The 14,842-nt window shown below is 65.6% G+C and carries 10 protein-coding genes; all 10 read left to right on the top strand.

Annotated elements, in window-relative coordinates; translation table 11 throughout:
- Positions 1 to 78 precede the first annotated feature (78 nt).
- The 10 genes from ACNQP3_RS17235 to ACNQP3_RS17280 all read left to right on the top strand — a co-directional run bounded on the left by ACNQP3_RS17235 (position 79) and on the right by ACNQP3_RS17280 (position 14,808).
- Complete coding sequence (locus ACNQP3_RS17235; RefSeq protein ID WP_264316271.1) at positions 79 to 1,854, top strand: ABC transporter ATP-binding protein; 1,776 nt, start codon at positions 79 to 81, stop codon at positions 1,852 to 1,854.
- Positions 1,847 to 3,694, top strand: a complete 1,848-nt coding sequence (locus ACNQP3_RS17240; protein ID WP_264316272.1) for an ABC transporter ATP-binding protein — start codon at positions 1,847 to 1,849, stop codon at positions 3,692 to 3,694. The genes ACNQP3_RS17235 and ACNQP3_RS17240 overlap by 8 nt, the downstream gene beginning before the upstream one ends.
- A 300-nt stretch (positions 3,695 to 3,994) precedes the next feature.
- On the top strand, positions 3,995 to 5,143 hold the full coding sequence (locus ACNQP3_RS17245) for an LLM class flavin-dependent oxidoreductase (RefSeq protein WP_060492923.1): 1,149 nt from the start codon (positions 3,995 to 3,997) through the stop codon (positions 5,141 to 5,143).
- 19 nt (positions 5,144 to 5,162) lie between these two features.
- Complete coding sequence (locus ACNQP3_RS17250; protein ID WP_264316273.1) at positions 5,163 to 6,227, top strand: ABC transporter substrate-binding protein; 1,065 nt, start codon at positions 5,163 to 5,165, stop codon at positions 6,225 to 6,227.
- Positions 6,224 to 7,282, top strand: a complete 1,059-nt coding sequence (locus ACNQP3_RS17255; protein WP_069942356.1) for an ABC transporter substrate-binding protein — start codon at positions 6,224 to 6,226, stop codon at positions 7,280 to 7,282. The genes ACNQP3_RS17250 and ACNQP3_RS17255 overlap by 4 nt, the downstream gene beginning before the upstream one ends.
- Before the next feature lie 204 nt (positions 7,283 to 7,486).
- A complete protein-coding gene (locus ACNQP3_RS17260; protein WP_012272969.1) occupies positions 7,487 to 9,730 on the top strand; it encodes a TonB-dependent receptor in 2,244 nt (747 codons plus the stop codon).
- Positions 9,731 to 9,847: 117 nt separating this feature from the next.
- Positions 9,848 to 12,295 (top strand): TonB-dependent receptor plug domain-containing protein, encoded by a 2,448-nt coding sequence (locus ACNQP3_RS17265; protein WP_012272970.1) that lies wholly within the window; start codon positions 9,848 to 9,850, stop codon positions 12,293 to 12,295.
- Positions 12,296 to 12,492: 197 nt separating this feature from the next.
- Entirely contained in the window at positions 12,493 to 13,245 is a 753-nt protein-coding gene (locus tag ACNQP3_RS17270) for an ABC transporter permease (RefSeq protein ID WP_060492925.1), read from the top strand.
- Between the two features lie 10 nt (positions 13,246 to 13,255).
- Positions 13,256 to 14,011, top strand: coding sequence for an ABC transporter permease (locus ACNQP3_RS17275; RefSeq protein ID WP_012272972.1), 756 nt, complete (start codon positions 13,256 to 13,258; stop codon positions 14,009 to 14,011).
- An 11-nt stretch (positions 14,012 to 14,022) separates the two neighbouring features.
- A complete protein-coding gene (locus ACNQP3_RS17280; protein ID WP_012272973.1) occupies positions 14,023 to 14,808 on the top strand; it encodes an ABC transporter ATP-binding protein in 786 nt (261 codons plus the stop codon).
- The last annotated feature ends 34 nt before the right edge of the window (positions 14,809 to 14,842 follow it).

The following is a 14,842-nucleotide window of genomic DNA, read 5'->3' on the forward strand; positions in this document are numbered from 1 at the left end:
GGGGGGCGCTTTGCGCCCCTATCGCGACACAAGGCCGCTCCTACAAGGGGCGGCGTCGCATTCTGATCGAGCATTTACATGAACCACCCTCTTCTTCGGGCCTTGGCCATCTATCGCGAAATGCCTTGGCGCTTCGCCTTGGTCACAGCCTTGTACATTGCCGGCAACCTCGGCTTGGCCTGGCAACAGTGGCTGATCGGCCACGCGGTCGACGATGTCAGCAGCGGCCGCGCCGTACAGCGCCTGGCCGATGGCAGCCTGGACGCCAGCATAGCCTGGCACTGGCTGTGGCTGCTGCTGGCCATTGCCCTGGGGCGCGGCCTGTTGCAATACGCCGCCGCCGTGTTGTCACTGGTACTCAGCCAAGCCCTGCTCACGCGCCTGCGTGAGCGCATCCTCAGCCAGGTGCAGTACCTGCACCTGGGCTACCACTGGCGCCACGGCATGGGTGAACTGGTTACCCGCACCACCCGCGATGCCGACAAGGTGCGCGACGCGCTGATCACCTTCTGGCGGCAGATCATCGAAACGCCGCTGGTGGTGATCGCCGCCGTTGGCCTGTTGAGCTGGTACGACCCGCTGTTGGGCCTGGTGCCCTTGTTGCTGACCGGTGCCGGGCTGTGGCTGTTCGTGGTACAGACCGACCGCCTGGTCACCCTCGACCGTGCCGTGGGCGCCGCCTACGACCAAGTCAGCCAGGACCTGGCCGAAGGCATTGGTGGGGTGCGGGTAATCAAGGCCTTCGGCCTGGAAAAGCAGCGCATCGCCCGTTTTGCCAGCCAGGTCGAGGTGTTCACCGGCCATGCTCGCACCGCCCTCGCCTACGCCAGCTCGCGCATTCCGCTGCCGCAGGCGGTGGTGGCGCTGGGGCATGTGTGGATCCTGGTCTATGGTGCCCAGCGCGTGGCAGCCGGCGCGCTGGGCATCGGCGAGCTGGTCACCTCGCTGCTGGTGGCGACCACGCTGGTGTTCCGTATCGAAGGCATTGGCCGGGTGATGCAGACGTTTGCCGATGCCCGCGCCAGCGCCGAACGCATCTGGCAGTTGCTGGACGAGCGCCCGGCCATCATTGGCGGCCATGCCGCCCTGCCCGCCGGGCCGTTGGGGCTGAAGCTCAACCAGGTACACGTCAGTGCTGCAGAAGCGGGCCGGCACATCCTGCACGACTGCTCGCTGACCCTGCGACCCGGCGAAGTGGTGGCGCTGGTCGGCGCCACCGGCACCGGCAAAAGCCTGCTGGCCAGCCTGCTGCCACGCCTGGCCGATGTGCAAAGCGGTAGCGTGCAGGTCGGTAGTGACAGTACCGGTTGGCATGACCTGCGCGACCTCGACCTGGCCGACCTGCGCCGCCGCGTGCAGGTACTGCCGCAGGAGAGCTTTCTGTTCTCTGACAGCCTGGCCGCCAACTTGCGCATGGCCGCACCGCAGGCCAGCGACGCGCAGTTGCGTGAAGCCTTGCGCCTGGCCGCCGCCGAGGATGTGCTGGAGCGCCTGCCACACGGCCTGGACACCCCGCTGGGCGACCGTGGCGTGACCCTGTCCGGCGGCCAGCGCCAACGCCTGTGCCTGGCCCGCGCGCTGCTTGGGGCACCCGATATCCTCTGCCTGGACGACGCCACCAGCGCCTTGGATGCACTGGGCGAACGCCAGGTACTGCACAACATCCGCCGCCTGCACAGCACAAGTGGCCAAGGCCCGACCTTGCTGCTGATCACCAGCCGCCTGTCCACCCTGCTGCTGGCCGACCGCGTGCTGATGCTGGAAAACGGCCGCATCGGTGCCTCCGGTAGCCATGCCGAACTGAGCACGCACAACGCCCATTACCGCGACCTGCTGGGGATCGACCATGACTGATGTGCAGCACACCCCTGCCAGCGATATCGACACCGAGCAACGCCTGGCCCGGCAGGCGCTGGACCGTGGCATGTTCCACCGCCTGCTGCCGCTGCTACGGCCTGTTCGCGGGCAGATCCTGGCAGTGATCGGCATCGAACTGCTGCTGGTGTTCACCGTGTTCCTGCGCCCGTGGTTCGTGCGCGAACTGCTGGACAATGGCCTGGTGCCCAGCGCCGACCACTGGCTGCTGGATGAGCGCCTGGTGCTGTGGTTGGGCCTGGGGCTGGCGGCGAGCTGGCTGGGGCGTTTTCTGCTGGCCGGGGTGTCGCAGTTCGTTGCCGGACGCGCTGCCATCGGCGTGCTGAACGCGCTGCGGGTGAAGGTGTTTGCCCATGTGCAGGCGCTGTCGGTGAGCTATTTCGACCAGACCCGCGCCGGGCGCATCATTTCCCGCGCCGACCGTGACGTGGATGCGCTGGAGCCGCTGCTGGTGCAAGGTCCGCCGGAGCTGCTGGGTGCCTTGCTGCGCTGCGGCCTGGCGGCGGTGATGCTGTGGCGCATCGAGCCCAGTTTCTTCTACAGCCTGGCCGCCACAGTGCCGCTGCTGGCCGTGGCCACCTGGCGTTTCAAGCGCGTGTCGCAACGCAACTGGGCCAAGGTGGCCGAACAACGCAGCCGCTTCACCGCGCACCTGGTAGAAAGCGTCAGCGGGGTGCGGCTGATCCAGCAGTGCGGGCAAGAGCAGCGCAACCAGGCGCGTTACCGGCGCCTGCTGGAGGACTTCAACCAAGCGCTGATTCGCGGCAGCCTGCGCGCCGGCTGGTTCGCCCCGTTCACCGCATTGCTGAGCACCACCGGCATGGCGGTACTGCTGCTGGTCGGCGCCCATGGCCTGGCCGAGGGCAAGGTGAGTGTGGGCCAGGTGGCCGAAAGCCTGTTCTACGTGTTCCTGTTCCTTGGGCCATTGCAGGAGCTGTCGGACCTGTTCGAGCGCTATGCCACCGGCAGTGCCTCGGCCCAGCGCATCTTCCTGCTGCTCGACACCCGCCCGCAGGTGCTCGACCCTCCGGTACAGCAGGCGCTGGCCCGTGCGCGCGGCCAGGTGGACTTCGACAGCGTCGGTTTTGCTTACGCACCCAACAGCCCCCGGCCTGTGATCGATGGGCTCGACCTGCATATCCGCGCCGGTGAGGTGCTGGCCATCGTCGGCCCCTCCGGGCATGGCAAGAGCACGCTGGTGCAGCTGCTGACACGCTTCTACGAAGTGCAGCAAGGCGCCATCAGGCTCGATGGCATCGACCTGCGCGCACTGGCCCAGCACGATCTGCGGCGCAACGTGGGCGTGGTGTTGCAGGACAACGTGCTGTTCAGTGGCAGCATCCTCGACAACCTGCGCCTGGCCGCGCCCGACGCCGACGACGCGCAGTTGGTGGCCGCCGCCCGCGAGCTGGGTGCCGACGAAGTGCTGGAACGCCTGCCGCAGCGCTACCACACCGAAGTCGGCCCACTGGGCGCGCACCTGAGCCATGGCCAGCGGCAGTTGGTGTGCCTGGTGCGGGCGTACTTGGCCGACCCGGCGGTGCTGGTGCTCGACGAAGCCACCTCGGCGGTGGACGTGCACACCGAGCGGCGTATCCAGCGCGCCCTGCGTCGACTGTGCCAAGGGCGTACCGCAATCATCATCGCCCATCGCCTGGCGACCATCCGCGATGCCGACCGGATTGCCGTGGTGAAGCATGGGCGGGTGGTGGAGCAAGGGGCGCATGCCGATCTGATCGGGCGTAGCGGTGCTTATGCAGCGCTGTACGAAGCCTATCTGCGCAGCGCCGGGGAGGTTGCAACCGAAGCTGCGCATTAACGCTATCCCTGTAGGAGCGGCCTTGTGTCGCGATGGGCCGCAAAGCGGCCCCGGCAATCTTCGCGGCAAAGCTGGAGATCTGGGGCCGCTGCGCGCCCAATCGCGACACAAGGCCGCTCCTACAGGTTGATTTGCACTCGTGCTGCTACCCCAGCATCCATTGCTGGCGCACTGCTGCCACAGCAGCACCCCTCTCCCCGCTAGCGCCTCAATCCCCCGCCCCACAGGCCATGCGCCACGCATGGCACAGCCGTTGCACCACCCTCTCCATCCGCACACTCTCCCCCTTCAGGAGCCCCCATGACCACCGAATTCTTCTGGCGCCTGCCCTTGGGCACCGACGGCCCGCAGCTGTCCACCGACCGCCACAACCGTGGCAACCCTGTACACCGCCCCGGCAACATCGCCCCCGGTCGCCTGCCCGATGGCCAGGCCGACTGCTTTACCTACATCGACTACATCGCCCAGGTGGCCAAGGCCGCCGAGCTGGCCGGCTTCGAGGGGGCGCTGCTGCCCACCGGCCCGGAGCCGTGGATTGCCGCCGCCGCGCTGGCCCGCGAAACCCGCCGTATCCGCTTTTTGATCGCCTTTCAGGCCACCTGGACCCTGCCCGCCTATGCCGCCCAGCAGGCGGCCATTCTGCAAAACCTCAGCGGAGGGCGGCTGGACTGGAACATCATCACCGGCGGCAACCCGGCCAGCCAACGCGCCAATGGCGACTTCCTCGAACACGACCTGCGCTACAAGCGCACGGGCGAATTTCTCGACGTGATCCAAGGCCTGTGGACGCAAGACTCGTTCTCCTACGATGGCGACATCTACCGCCTGGAAAACGGCAGCCTGCCGCCAGGCCTGCAACACGAACGCAAACCAGGCGTGTACTTCTCCGGCTTTTCCGATGCCGCGTTGAACGTGGCCGCGCGCCATGCCGACGTGTACCTGAACTGGGCTGAACCGATCGACAAGCTCAAGCCGCATATCGAACGGGTACGCGAGCTGGCCGACAAACAGGGTCGCACGGTGCGCTTCGGCCTGCGCGTCGACCTGTTCGCCCGCGAAACCGAAGAGCAGGCCTGGCGCGAGCTGCGCCAGCAGTTCGAGCGCCTGGAAGGCAAGGCCAGCAGCACGGCGAAAAACTTCATCACCGGCTCCGACTCGGTCGGCGGCGCGCGCCAGGCCGCGTATCACCAGGGCTTGCAGGGTTTCGACGAACTAATCCTGGCACGCAACCTGTGGGCCGGCTTCGCCAAGGCCAAGCCTGGCCCAACCGTGGGCCTGGTGGGCAGCCACCAGAACATCGCCGAGCGCCTGGCCGAATACCGCGATGCCGGTTTCAGCACCTTCATCCTCGCCGCCAACCCGCACCTGGAAGAAGCCCTGCGCATCGGCCAGGAAGTGCTGCCGCTGGTGCAACAGGCCACCCCTACCCTTTTGCAGGCCAGCGCCTGACCCCGACCGGAGCCCGAACATGAGCCAACCCCTCGATACCTTGTGGTACACCCGTTGTCCGGTGCCCACGGGCCTTGGCATTGCCGTGCAGCAAGGCTGGCTGCAGGAGGACCTGGCCAGCCTTGGCACCCAGGTGCAGTCGCTACGCGAAGCCGAGCAGCAGGCCGTGCGTGAATCGCACTTTGACCACAGCCTGCTGAACTCGGTACGTCATGGCGGCAGCATCCCGGCCATCTGGGCCCGCGCCCAGGGCCGCGATACCCGCGTGATCGGCCTGTCGTGGGCCGATGAGGCGCAGTTGATCCTGACCCGACCACACAGCGGCATCCACACCGTCAAAGACCTCAAGGGCAGGCGCTTCGGCCTGCCCGACTGGGCTGCGGCGCAAATCGACTTCACCCGTGCCCAGGCCCTGCGCGGCCTGGAAAACGCCTTGAAACTCGAAGGGCTGCAAGTGGGCGACGTAGCGTTGGTCAACTACCGCTACGACGGCACCTTCAGCGACCGCCCAGTGCGCAACGTGGCCGGCACTCCGGTATCCAGCACCCAGAGCGAAGGCCGTAACCTGGAGCTGGCCGGCCTGCTGCGCGGCGAGGTGGACGCGATCTTCCTCAAAGGTGCCAGCGCCGTGCAACTGGCCCACGCCTTTGCCCTGCGCACGGTGATCGACACCGGCAGCCACCCCGACCCGCTGATCCGCAGCAACAATGGCACACCGCGCACCCTGGCGGTGGACAGCCACCTGCTGGCGCAGCACCCGCAGGTGGTGCACACGCTTCTTGGCTCGGTGCTGCGCGCCGAGCGCTGGGCCCATCAGCACCCGGATGAAACCCGCCGCTACCTGGCGCGGGAAACCAACAGCAGCGAGTACTGGGTGCAAGTGGCCTACGGCATTGACGCCCACCTGCGCCTGAGCACCCGCCTGGACGATCAGGCCATTACCGCCTTGCAGGACTTTGTCGAGTTCCTCGAACGCTGGCGCTTCATCCCGGCGCGCTTCGAGGTGCGCGACTGGATCGCCCAGCAACCACTGGACCAGCTGCTGGCCCCCACCTCCATGGAAAGGAAACCCGTTACCCCATGACCAAGCCCCTGGAAACCCTCTGGTACACCCACAGCCCGGTGCCCACCGGCCTCGGCATTGCCGTGCAGTCGGGGCGCCTGGCTGAGGCCTTTGCGCCGTTCGGCACCAACATCCAGTCGCTGCGCGAATCCAGCGAACGCGAGGTGCGCGAGGCCCATTACGACCACCACCTGCAGAACTCGGTGCGCCACGGCGGCAACATCCCGGCGATCTGGGCCTATGCCAGCGGCGTCGATACCCGCGTGCTGGGGCTGTCGTGGAGTGATGAGGTGCAGCTGATCCTCACCACCGAAGAAAGCGGCGTACGCAGCATCCGCGACCTGAAAAACCGTCGCTTCGGCATACCCAAGTGGGCCAACGTGCAGATCGATTTCACCCGTGCCCAGGCCCTGCGCGGGCTGGAAAACGCCCTGAAGCTCGAAGGCCTGGCCGTTGCCGATGTCGAATTGGTCGACTACCCCTACGGTGGCACCTACAGCGACGACGCCAAGCAGCACCTGTATGGCGCCGAAGTGAGCCTTGACACCAGCCGCTTCAGCCGCCGCAACAACGAGCTGATCGGCCTGCTACGGGGCGATATCGACGCCATCTTCCTCAAGGGCGCGCATGCCGTGCACCTGGCCCATGAGTTTGGGCTGCGCGTGGTAGTGGATACCGGCAGCCACCCCGACCCGCTGATCCGCAGCAACAACGGCACCCCGCGAACGCTGACCGTGGACCGGCACTTGCTGGAGAACCACTTCGATGCCAGCCGCACGCTGGTCGACACGGTGCTGCGCACCGAGCAATGGGCCTGGGCCAACCCGGAGGAGACCCGGCGCTTTCTGGCGCGTGAGCTGAACACCAGCGAGTACTGGGTGGCGGCGGCCTATGGCGACGATGCGCATCGGCGCTTGCGCACAACGCTGGACAGCCGCTCGATCGGGGCGTTGCAGGACTTTACCGAGTTTCTGTTCAGGTGGGGGTTCATACCCCGGCGCTTCGATGTGCGGGAGTGGATTGATTTTCGCGTGCTGGAGAGTGTGATCGGTTCGACGTCGCGGTTGGCAGTTTGAGATTTTGGGGCCGCTAAGCGGCCCCGACAATCTGAGCCCCACCACTGCTGCCCCAGCAGCACTCGCCCAGCACCCCACTGCTGCCCAATCTGCAACACAGCCCAATAGTTCAAATAAAATCTTTATACATCAATAACTTAACAACATGGCACAGTCCCTGCTCTAGCTCTCCCCAACAACGCTTTACATACGGGGAGATTCACCATGCACCAACGTCATCCACTGGCCCGCCAGATCAGCCTCGCGCTGCTGTTGGCCGGCACCGGCAGCCAGGCTATCGCCGCCGACGAAAACAATAAAAACGAACCAGCCCTGGAAACTGTCACCGTCACCGCCCAGCATCGCGAACAGACCTTGCAGGAAGTCCCGGTCGCCGTATCGGCCATCAAAGGCACCAGCATCACTGCCGACGGTGTGCGCTCGATGGGCGACATCACCACCTTCGTGCCCAACGCCTCGGCCAAGAACCCCGACGGCGACGGCCGCCCGCGCTGGTACATCCGTGGCCTGGGCACCGGCGACACCGGTGCGGCAACGGTCTACCCAGTGGGCATCTACGCCGATGACGTGTACCTCAACGCCCCCATCGCCGGTGGCGGGCCGTTGTTCGACCTGGAACGCATCGAGATCCTGCGTGGGCCGCAAGGCACCCTGTATGGCAAGAACACCACTGCCGGTGCAGTGAACGTGATCTCGAAAAAGCCGACGTTCGACACCGATGGCTATGGCACGGTCGGCTTTGGCAGCAAGAACGAGCGCATCGTCACCGGTGCCATTGGTGGTGCGCTGGTGGATGAAAAACTGGCCGGGCGAGTAGCGCTGTATTCCGAAGAACGCGACGGTTTCCAGAACAACGACTTCGACGGCAACACTTATGGCGACGTGAACAAAAAGGCCATCCGCCTGCAGTTCCTGGCCCAGCTCAACCCCGACCTGGACGCCCTGCTCAAGCTGCACAGCCGCCAGTTCAAAGGCGACGGCAGCAATGGTTCGCTGCCGGTGGGCCGCTACTACAACGTCGGTTACGAACGCCCGCAGGGTCGCGACATTTCGCTGAACGTCAACGAAGACTACCGCCTGGACCACGACGGCGCCTCGCTGACCTTCAACTGGTACCTGGGCGACTACACGCTGACCTCGATCAGCGCCTACGACTACATCCGCAACCGCTCCACCAGCGATGCCGACTACACCCCCTACGAGGTCAACGGCGCGGCCATCACCGACAACAGCTACCGCCAGTGGTCGCAGGAGCTGCGCCTGGCCTCGCCGGAAGACCGCCCACTGCACTGGTTGGTGGGCGCCCACTACTTCCATGAAGACCTGGACAGTTCTGCCCAGCGCATCGTCACCCCCGGCCCCACGCCCAACGGTACCGGCTCGAACCAGGTGGGCACTACCGCGTTCCGCGACCTGGGCTACGATCACCGCACCGACAGCTACGCGCTGTTCGGCAACTTGACCTATGACTTCACCGATGACTTCAGCGTGACCGGCGGCCTGCGCTGGACCCAGGAGAAAAAGGACATCGACCTGGACCTGGTGCAGTTGACCCGCGCCACGGCCAACGGCCCGCTGATTCCACTGGGCGGCGTAGGCACCAACGGCAACCGTCAGGAAGACAAGACCTGGGAAGCCTGGACCTACGACCTGACCCCCGAGTACCGCATCAACGACAACCTGCGGGTGTTCTTCCGCTACGCCCACGGCTTCCGTTCGGGTGGCTTCAACACCGGGCTGTCGACCAGCCTGGCGCAATTGACCACGGTCGACCCGGAAGAACTGGATGCCTACGAACTGGGGCTGAAGTCGGAGTGGTTCGACCGTCGCCTGACCGTCAACGCCAACCTCTTCTACTACGACTACTCCGACATCCAGGTGAACCTGCTGACAGTGAACAGCGGCGTACTCACCACCGCATTGACCAACGGCGCCAAAGGCAAGGTCAAGGGCGCGGAGCTGGAGGTCGAGGGCCAGCCGACCGAGCGCCTGCACCTGCGCGCGGCGGTGTCGTTCCTGGACACCGAGTACACCGATTTCAAGAACACCAACCCCACCACCGGCGCGGTAACCGGCGACTACAGCGGCAACAGCTTCGTGCGCTCGCCACGCAACGTGGTGTCGCTGGGTGCCGACTACACCATCCCGCTGGAGGTCGGCGGCAAGCTGGTGGCCGGTGGCGACGTGAGTTTCCGCGACAAAGAGTATTTCCTGGCCGACCGCCAGAGCAGCGCCGACGAAACCCTCAGCCAGCCCCACTACACCCTGGCCAACGCGCGGCTGAGCTGGTTCAGCCATGACGACAAGCTGAGCGTGACGGGCTTCGTCAACAACCTCACCGACCGCCGCTACCAGGTGCATGGCCGGCCCAACGGCACTGCCGGGCAGTACGTGATCACCTACGGCGACCCACGCACCGTCGGGCTCAGCGTTACCAGCCGCTTCTGATTGAAAACCATTGGGCTGCTGCCACAAGGAGCCCGCGCTCCCTCTGTAGGAGCGGCCTCGCGTCGCGATGGGCTGCGCAGCAGCCCCAAGGCATCACGCCGTATAGAAGGATTACCCATGCCCCACCACACCCCCCTGGCCAGCGCCATCGCCCTGGCCATCGCCGGCCTCGCCATGCCCGCATTCGCCGCCGAACCCAACGACCGCCTCGACACCGTGGTCGTGGTCGGCACCCATCGCAGCGACGTCACCGCCCTGCAAAGCGCCGCGCCAGTCGATGTGCTGAGCGGTGAAAAACTTCAGGAAACCGGCGCCAGCGACCTGTCCGCAGCGCTTACCGCGCTGTCACCCTCGTTCAGTTTCCCGCAGTCGCCCCAAGGCGCCTTTGCTGGTTCCATTGCCCAAGGCGCCTCGCTGCGCGGCCTGGCCTCGGACCAGGTACTGGTACTGGTCAACGGCAAGCGCCGCCATACCAGCGCCAACGTCACCCGCCAGGGCCTGGTCAACGCCCGTGGTGCGGCAGCAGTGGACCTCAGCCTGATCCCGCTGTCGGCCATCGAACGGGTGGAAATCCTGCGCGACGGCGCCGCTGCGCAATACGGTTCGGACGCCATCGCCGGGGTGATCAACATCGTGCTCAAGGAGCGCGACGAAGGCGGCAACGCCGGCTACCGCTTCGGTGGCTACAAGAAAGGCGACGGTCTGCAGCGAAAACTCAGCGGTTGGAAGGGCTTTGCCCTGCCCAACGACGGTTTCCTGACCCTGGCATTCGACGCGGGCAGCCAGGACCCGGCCAGCGACACCCGCGACGACAACCGCCTGTTCTACCCAGGCTCCACCAGCATCGACACCCCGCGCGAGCAGAACAACCGCTACCGCAACTGGCGCTGGGGCTCGGGCAATGTCTCGGACCAGTACAACTTTACCGCCAACGCTGAAATGGGTTTGAGCGAAGGCTTGAGTGCCTATGGCTTCGCCACCTATGCGCACAAGAACACCGACGCCGAGAACTTCTTCGACCCGCCGACCACGTTGCGCAACAACTACGGCAGCGTAGCCCTGGCGCGCTACCCGGACGGCCGCCTGCCAGTCACCCGCTACGGCCTGGAAGACTTTGCCGTCACTGGCGGCCTGCGTTTTGAAAACGAAACCCTGGGCAACTTCGACCTGGCGCTGAACTACGGCGACAACCGCGTCGATTCCACCGACCACGACGCCATCAACCCCAGCTGGGGCACCGCCAGTCCGTCGACCATCTACACCGGCCGCCGCGAAGCCGACCAGACCAACCTGACCCTGGACTGGACCCGCGACTTCGCCAACGCCTGGCTGTTCAAGCCGCTGACCGTGTCCGCCGGGCTGGCCTGGCGCCAGGAAAACTACGACCTCAGCGAGGGCGACGCCGCCGGCTGGTCCAACGGGCCACTGTTCAACACGATCGACCCTGTCACCGGCCGGCGTATCCCCGGCTACTACTCGGGCATCACCCAGGTCGATGCGGTGTCGCTGGACCGCCGGGTGATCGGCGCCTACTTCGATGTCGAAGCCCAGGTCACCGAGAAATTCCAGGCCGGTGTGGCGGTGCGCAGCGAGCACTATTCGGACTTTGGCGACACCACCAACGGCAAGTTGTCGCTGCGTTACGACTTCACCCCGCAGATTGCCGCGCGGGCCAGCGCCAGCACCGGCTACCGCGCGCCTTCACTGGTGCAAAGCGGGCTGTCGTCGTTCAGCGTGCAGGTGGTGGAACAACCGCCGGGCAGCGGCAACTGGGTCGAGGTGCAGCAACGCACCCTGCGCGCCGACAGCCCCGAGGCCGCCTTGCTTGGCGGCAAGGCGCTGAAGCCGGAAGAGTCGACCAACTTCTCCGTGGGCCTGGTCTGGCGGCCACTGCCAAACGCGTCGGTCACACTCGATGCCTACCGCATCGACATCGACAACCGCATTACCTTGTCCGACCAGTTGCCGGCGTCGGTGGTCGGCCCGATCTTCGCCGGTACGCCCTACGCAAACATCCAGAGCGCGGCGTTCTACAGCAACATCGCCGACACCCGCACCGATGGCTTCGAGCTGGCCGGCCACTACCAACTGGACCTGACCGGCTGGGGCCGGTTGGACTTAAACGGCGGCTACGCGCGCAACAATACCCGCATCACCGGCCTGGACGACGTGGGCGGCATCCCCGGCAACCAGATCATCGGCCGCAACACCCAGGGCCTGATCGAGGACGGTACGCCCAAGGACAAGCTGACCCTCAGCGCCAACTGGCTGTATGACGGCTGGAGCGTCACCGTGGCCCAGCGCCGCTATGGCGAGTGGAAAAACCGCAACGCTGCCAACCCGACGCTGGACCAGACCTTCAGCCCGCAGTGGGTGACCGACCTTGACGTGTCATACCGTTTCGACCTGGGCCTGACCTTGTCGGCGGGTGCGATCAACCTGTTCGACAGCCACCCGGACAAGCTCAAGGGCGCACAGCTGTATGGCGTACCGAAATACTCCATCACCAGCCCGGAGGGGGCGCAGGGGGCGTTCTACTACACCAGTGTGAGTTACGATTTCTGATCTGATACCGCGCTGGCTTCTTCGCCGGCAAGCCCGCGAAGAAGCCAGCACCGATACTGCTGAATGACTGCTGCTCAAGCAGCATATCGCTGCTGCTCAAGCACCACACTCGACCTTCAGCCTCGCAATCCGGGGCTTTCTCCGCCTGGCACAGCTCTTGCGATACCCCGGTATCCCCTGTTTATCCAAGGCCAGCCATGCGCGTGCTCTCGTCCCTTTCCTGGTTCATCTCACCCCTGGCCCTGCTCACCCTCTGGGCGGCGGTGGCCAACGCTGGGCTGTTTCCGGCCAACCTGCTGATCCCGCCACTGGAGGTATGGCACAGCCTCACCGACCTGCTGGCCACCGGCGAGCTTCAGGAACACCTGGCCGGCAGCCTGTCGCGGCTGGCCCTGGGCTTTACCGGTGGTGCCCTGGCAGGCCTTGCCTTTGGCGCGGCGCTGGCCCTGTCGAAAACCGTGGAGGCCTACTGCGCCCCACTGTTCCATACCTTGCGCCAGGTGCCCAGCATCGCGCTGATCCCGATGTTCGTGCTGCTGTTCGGCGTCGACGAAACCTTCAAGGTGGTCATCGTCGCCAAGACTGCGTTCTTCCCTGTGGCACTGGCCACCTGCGAAGGCATCCGCGCGATCCCGCGCAGTCATTTCGAAGTGGCAGCGGTGTACCGCTTGCGCTGGCCCACGCTGGTAGGTCGGATTGCCCTGCCCGCTGCTGTGCCGGCCATCGTCACCGGTATTCGCGTGGCCCTGACCCGCGCCTGGGTGGTGCTGGTGGCCTGCGAACTGCTGGCGGCCGACAGCGGCCTGGGGCAGATGATCGAGATGGGCCGGCAGATGCTACGCATCGATGTGGTGATGGTCGGCGTGGTACTGACCGGGCTGATCGGCTTTGCCCTGGATTTCACCTTGCGCCGTGTGGAACGGCGCCTTTCTGCCTGGCAAAACCGCTGAGGAGGATGAGATGAAACTGCAGAACATACGTGGCCTGGTGTTACCGCTGTTGCTGCTCGGTGCATGGGAATATGCCTCGCGCCAGGGGGCGGCCGGTGCCTATGCCTTCGTGCCACTGGCCCAAGTGGGCACGGCACTGACCGAGCTGCTGGGCAGCGGTGAATTGCTGGTCAACCTGTGGGCGAGCCTGCTGCGCACCTGCAGCGGCCTGGCCATCGGCATTGTCGGCGGTGTCGGCCTGGGGGCACTGATGGCCCTGTCCGCACCGGCCAACCGCCTGATCGCGCCGCTGTTCCATGCCCTGCGCCAGGTACCGATGCTGGGCTGGATCCCGCTGATTGCCTTGTGGCTCGGTAATGGAGAAGGCGCCAAGCTGTTGATCGTCAGCCTGGCGGCGTTGTACCCCATGGTGCTGAACACCTTCGAAAGCCTGCGCCAGGTCACTGCCCAGCACCGAGAAGCCGCGCAGGTACTGATGCTCAGCCGTTGGCAGCAACTGTGGTTGATCCTGCTGCCGGCGGCTCTGCCTGGCATTGCCGCCGGGGTGCTGCAGGCCTTGGCCTTCGCCTGGGTAACTTCGGTGGGCAGCGAACTGTTCCTGTCCGCTGGCGCCGGCCTTGGCAGCCTGATGATGAATGCCGAAGCCACCGCACGCATGGAGATCATCGTGGTCTGCGTGCTGTGCATCGGCCTGAGTGGCTACCTGATGTCCTGGCTGTGCACCCTGCTCACCCGCCGCCTGCTGCGCTGGCGCACCAACCATTGAAAGGCCCAACCATGAACGCCATCGCCCACGCTTTACCCACCACCGCCAGCACTGGCGCGCTGACCATTCGCGGCCTGAACAAAGCGTACCCGCTCAAAGGCAAGCCGGTACCGGTGCTCGAAGGCATCGACCTGGCCATTCGCCCTGGCGAATTCGTCAGCATCCTCGGCGCCAGTGGCTGTGGCAAATCCACCCTGCTGCGGCTGATTGTCGGGCTCGATCAGGACTACCAGGGGCAGATCCTGCTGGACCAGCAACCCGTGCGCGGGCCAGGCCTGGAGCGCGGCATCGTGTTCCAGGACCACCGCCTGTTCCCTTGGATGACCCTGCAGCAAAACATTGCCCTGGCCTTGAAAAACCATGCGCTACCGGCGCTGGAGAAGAACCGCCTGGTGGCCGAGCACATCGACCTGGTGGGCCTGAGTGGTTACGAGCAGGCCTACCCGCACCAGTTGTCCGGCGGCATGGCCCAACGCGCGGCGATTGCCCGTGCCCTGGTGAACAAGCCCAAGGTGCTGTTGCTGGACGAACCGCTTGGCGCCCTGGATGCACTGACCCGAGTGCGCTTGCAACAGGAGTTGCAGCGCATTTGGGTACAGGAGCGCTGCACGGTGATCATGGTGACCCATGACATCGAAGAAGCGTTGTACCTGGGCGACCGGGTGATCGTCATGGATGCACACCCAGGGCGCATTCGCGAGGACCTGCGTATCGACCTGCCGCACCCGCGCCAGCGCGATAGCCAGGTGTTGCAGGGGTACAAGCAGCGGTTGCTGGGAGAACTGGTGGGGCAATGAGCCGGGGGCCGCTGTGCGGCCCCCGGCATTTGAC

The sequence above is a fragment of the Pseudomonas sp. LFS074 genome, assembly GCF_047978165.1.
GTDB lineage: Bacteria > Pseudomonadota > Gammaproteobacteria > Pseudomonadales > Pseudomonadaceae > Aquipseudomonas > Aquipseudomonas putida_P.

Bases quoted from the DNA above. Each gene is read 5' to 3' on its own strand.
- ACNQP3_RS17235 (WP_264316271.1), top strand. From the start codon at position 79: ATGAACCACCCTCTTCTTCGGGCCTTGGCCATCTATCGCGAAATGCCT.
- ACNQP3_RS17240 (WP_264316272.1), top strand. From the start codon at position 1,847: ATGACTGATGTGCAGCACACCCCTGCCAGCGATATCGACACCGAGCAA.
- ACNQP3_RS17245 (WP_060492923.1), top strand. From the start codon at position 3,995: ATGACCACCGAATTCTTCTGGCGCCTGCCCTTGGGCACCGACGGCCCG.
- ACNQP3_RS17250 (WP_264316273.1), top strand. From the start codon at position 5,163: ATGAGCCAACCCCTCGATACCTTGTGGTACACCCGTTGTCCGGTGCCC.
- ACNQP3_RS17255 (WP_069942356.1), top strand. From the start codon at position 6,224: ATGACCAAGCCCCTGGAAACCCTCTGGTACACCCACAGCCCGGTGCCC.
- ACNQP3_RS17260 (WP_012272969.1), top strand. From the start codon at position 7,487: ATGCACCAACGTCATCCACTGGCCCGCCAGATCAGCCTCGCGCTGCTG.
- ACNQP3_RS17265 (WP_012272970.1), top strand. From the start codon at position 9,848: ATGCCCCACCACACCCCCCTGGCCAGCGCCATCGCCCTGGCCATCGCC.
- ACNQP3_RS17270 (WP_060492925.1), top strand. From the start codon at position 12,493: ATGCGCGTGCTCTCGTCCCTTTCCTGGTTCATCTCACCCCTGGCCCTG.
- ACNQP3_RS17275 (WP_012272972.1), top strand. From the start codon at position 13,256: ATGAAACTGCAGAACATACGTGGCCTGGTGTTACCGCTGTTGCTGCTC.
- ACNQP3_RS17280 (WP_012272973.1), top strand. From the start codon at position 14,023: ATGAACGCCATCGCCCACGCTTTACCCACCACCGCCAGCACTGGCGCG.